This window comes from Chryseobacterium potabilaquae (genome assembly GCF_902728265.1).
GTDB lineage: Bacteria > Bacteroidota > Bacteroidia > Flavobacteriales > Weeksellaceae > Chryseobacterium > Chryseobacterium potabilaquae.
The window spans coordinates 1-4,957 of sequence record NZ_CACVBR010000084.1 but is presented as its reverse complement, the minus strand read 5'-3'; the positions used below and the strand labels follow the sequence as shown (position 1 = coordinate 4,957).

Genomic DNA, 4,957 nt, shown 5'->3' with positions numbered 1-4,957 from the left:
AGTTTGATTTAAGTGTTATGATAGATGATGGAGGAGATTCTCTGTCAGGAAGCTTTAATTATGCTACTCCTCTATTTAAAGAAAGTACAATTGATCATATGATTAAGACGTATGTATATCTTTTAGAGCAGATGGTATATCATCAAAAAGATAATAGATCTGAGTTAAAGCTTGAAAATCTATCTTGGATAAGAGAAGAAGAGTATAGTGGAGATGGAATCTTCTCCAATCTTTTGGATACTTATTCCGAGTATGATACAACTGCTACTATTCATGAGTTATTTGAAAGACAGGTGGAGAAGACTCCAGATCATATTGCTTTGGTATATGAAGATATAAAGTTAACGTATAGAGAGCTTAATGATAGATCAAACAGGTTGGCTCATTATTTATTACAACATTATCAGATTAAGCCTGATGAATTGATCCCTCTATGTTTAGAGAGATCAGAGCAGATGCTCATAGCAATCTTAGGAATTTTAAAGTCAGGAGGAGCGTATGTTCCGATGGACCCTAGTTATCCCATGGATAGAATTGAACATATTCTGGGAGATACTAAGGCAAGACTGATAATAGTAGAAGAACATACTACCCAAAATCTCGGTGAATTTAATCTTAGTATTATAAGTTTAGATAGCCCAGACATAGAAAATTCACTCAATAATTATTCCACAGCAAATCCCAATACAGAAATAAGTTCAGAAGATTTATCTTATGTAATTTACACGAGTGGAACAACAGGTAAGCCAAAGGGAGTGATGATAGCGCATAAAGAGGTTGTAAATCTTGTAGAGTTTATGATATCCTCTCACAGACTTAACGAATATACGAATGTAGGTTGTTATTCGAATTATGTTTTTGATGCTTTTGCATGTGAAACCTTTCCTGTTCTGTGTAATGGCAATATGTTGTTGTTGTATAGTGATGAACATAGAAAATCTGTAAAAGAGCTTAATGAATATATTACAGATCATGGTATAGAGGTATCGTTTATTCCTCCTGTCTTATTAAAAGAAATATTACCGGATACAAGTCTTAAGCTAATATTTGCAGGAGGCGAATCTTTCCCTGATATTAGTGATTTAAACCGTGATGATATTACTTTAATTAATGAATATGGTCCTACAGAAACTACAGTATGCGCTACGTACCATCATTATAATGAAGATCACAATCCTCTCAACATAGGTCGTCCTATCCGTAATACTTCGGTGTATGTATTAGATGAATATTTACGTCATGTTCCTTTGGGAGGAGTAGGAGAGCTATATATAGGAGGAGTAGGAGTTTCCCGAGGCTATTTGAATCTTGCTGAGCTTACAGCTGAGCGTTTTCTATTGAATCCTTTCCAGAGTGAAAAGGAGAAGGAGATAGGTTATAATGGACGGATGTATAAGACGGGAGATTTAGTACGTTTTCTTCCTGAGGGTAATTTACAGTATATTGGTCGTAATGATCTCCAGGTAAAAATACGAGGCTATAGAATAGAATTAGGAGAGATAGAGAACGGTTTATTGAGTTATGAAGGTATTCGTCAAGCAGTAGTCTCAGCTAAAGAACATAGCTCAGGGTTAAAATACTTAGTAGGTTATTATGTGTCTGATACAGCGGTAAATCCTGACGCTTTATCCGTGTATTTATCAGGGCTTCTTCCGGAGTATATGGTCCCTTCAGCGTATGTTCATCTGGAATCACTTCCTATAGCGTTCAATGGTAAATTAGACCATAAAGCTTTACCAGAACCTAGCTTCACAGGAGATAGAGAATATATCGCACCAGAGACTTCTCTTCAGCGAGATCTGGCAGCAATTTATAGTGAAGTATTGGGTTTACCTGTAGAAAGTATCGGTTTACATGATGACTTTTTCCGCTTGGGAGGAGACAGTATTATCAGTATCCAACTCGTGAGTCGTTTACGAAAACGATTATCCTTATCCTTAAGTGTCAAAGAAGTCTTTACCTATAGAACAGTGTATCATCTTTCTGAGCTCTTAGAAAGTAGAAAGCATGAAGAGGGATTGTCTCTTATTACAGAACAGGGAATATTAGAAGGTGAAGTTTCATTATTATCGATTCAGGAATGGTTCTTCCATGGGGTAGAGTTGGGAGAACATTTTACCTCTTTCCATCATTGGAATCAGTCCTTTATGATTCATGTTCCTGAATTGGATATAGATATATTAAAACAAAGTCTCCTACAATTAGTAGAGAAGCATGATGCCTTACGACTATATTATCCTAAGACAGAGCATGGCTATCTTCAAGAGTATAGAAAAGACGCTATATTTCCTGATTTGAGTATACTTGATCGTAGAGATGTAAGTGAAGAAGAATTAGTAGAAGTCTTTACCTCTTGGCAGAGTGGATTTGATATCATTGAAGGTCCTTTACTTCATGTAGGGTATATCCATGGTTATGAAGATGGAAGTTGTCGTGTTCATTTCTGTTTCCATCACCTTATTATCGATGCGGTAAGCTGGCGAATCTTAACAGAAGATCTTGAGTTGATGTATAGATCTCTTAAGGAAGGAAATACCAAACCATTGTATGTAAAAGGAAGCAGTTACCGCCAGTGGGTTGATGTGGTTAAGACTTATAAAGAGGATAGTGCTACCTCCCGAGAAGAAGAGCTAAGGTATTGGAATAGTATTATAGAGAATACGAAGAATAGCAGTCTTCATATCCAGAGTCTTAGTAGTTCTCTCTATCATCATTCCGATTTGGTATTGGATAAAGGCTCCACGAGTCGTTTACTTCGAGATATTCATGGTGTCTATCATACTCAGATCAATGATGTTCTTTTATCAGCTTTCTCTTTGGCTCTTTGTGATTTCACGGGGTTGTCTACTCATGTTATTGTATTAGAGGGGCATGGAAGAGAGGATATCTTTCCGGGAATGGATATTACTGAAACAGTAGGCTGGTTTACTACGATGTATCCCATAGTGTTAGAGAGGGGTAAAGATGTACTCTCTACACTAGTTCATACGAAGGAGTCTTTGAGAGGTATTCCTTATAATGGGATAGGTTATGGAAGTCTTATCGGCTATACAGATGGAAATCTTCCTAGAATTAGTTTTAATTACTTGGGCCAGTTGGATCAACAGGAATCTGTATCAGAGAGTTGGTATATCGTAGGGGAGAATAGTGGAGAATCTGTGGGAAGAGATAATTCGGATTCTCATCTTCTTACTATCAATGGTGCTGTGGTAGGAGGAGAATTGTATTTTGGATTAAGAGGTTACTTCAGTGAAGAAGAGATGATTCGTTTATCAGTATTGTTTAAAGGATACTTAGAGCAGCTCGTGAATGAGTTATCAGGAATAGATAGAAGCTACCTTACGTTGTCAGATGTGGATCATATTATAAGTTCCAGCCAACTAGCTTCTATTCAGGAAGAGATAGAGATTGATTCTGTATATTTAGCCAGTAGTCTTCAGGAAGGTTTTATCTACCATGCTTTAAGTCAGGGAGATGTAGATGATTCTTATCGGGTACAGCTTTTATGGGATTATCATGGAGGGGTTGATTTGGATAAGTTAAAGGAGTCGTGGGAATATGTTCAGAAGAAGCATCCTGTATTAAGAACGAGATTTGATTGGTCAGAGTCTATAGTTCAGGTGATAGATAAGATAAGCTCTGTGGACTGGCGTTGTATAGATCTGAGTGGGTATGATGAAAAGGAAAGAGAAGATAAGATCAAAGTTATTGTTCAGAAAGACAGAGAAGAGCAGTATGATCTTTCTAGGTCAGGACTCTTTAGAGTCTATGTGTGTCAACATTCAGAATCACATTATACATGTATCTTCAGTAATCATCATGCGATCTTGGATGGTTGGAGTATGCCTGTACTGTTTAATGATATTCATACCACCTACCTTAGATTATTGAAAGGAGAATTAGTAGCTTCTATGGTGGATATATCCTATGGAGAATCCCAGAAGTATCTTCAGAGTCATAAAGGAGAGAGTGATTCATTCTGGAAGGAGTATATGTTGTTATTGGAAGATAGGGAGGATTTGAGTAGTTTACTTACAGTCTCAGAGAAGCATAGGAATCTTTCAAGCTATCGTCATATTCAGGATCATCAATCCTTAACTTGGAGTATTGATAGAAAAAGATATCTTTCTTTAAAGAATTTAATCTCTAAGGAGGGCTTAACAGTTAATGCGGTGTTACAGTATGTATGGCATAAACAGTTAAGTATCTACAGTAATCAAAGAACGACAGTAGTAGGAACGACCGTTTCTGGAAGAAGTCTACCTGTGGAGGGGATTGAGAGTTCAGTAGGTTTGTATATCAATACCCTTCCCTTGATTGTAGAGCATAAGGAAGGTAAGGTGATGGATGTAATAGTAAACCTTCAATCTTCCGTAAGTGATCTTAACACGTATAGTGATAAGAGTTTATCAAGTCTTCAAGATAATGGAGAGCGACTATTCAGCAGTTTATTTGTGTATGAGAATTATCCTATATCCGATGGAGATGTTTCTGAGGATTTAGATATTCGATTCCGTGATTCTATAGAGAAGGTAGATTATCCCTTAAGTTTAATTGCGTATGAGAGAGGAGAGGAAGTGAGTCTTACGTTAAACTATGAAGGATTGTTATTTGAAAGATCTATGATATCTCAGGTACTAGAAGGAATGGAGTTGATGTTATATCAGCTGTTACAAGATCCTACCATTACTACAGATAGGCTGTCGTATGTTTCAGCTACCGAGTATCAAGACCTGATCCATAGTTGGAATGCAACGAGATTAGAATACGACACAAGCGTTACCCTTCATGAATTATTTGAAAGACAGGTAGAGAAGACTCCGGATCATATTGCTTTGGTGTATGAAGATGTAAAGTTAAGCTATAGAGAGCTTAATGAGAAATCAAACCAGTTAGCTCATTATCTTTTAGAAACATACAAAATCCAGCCTGATGAACTTATTCCATTATGTTTAGA

General features: G+C 36.8%; 1 protein-coding gene. It reads left to right on the top strand.

The features are described 5' to 3' along the window. A partial coding sequence (locus CHRY9293_RS18165; RefSeq protein ID WP_162034268.1) for a non-ribosomal peptide synthetase occupies nt 1–4,957 on the top strand: 4,957 nt, incomplete at both ends.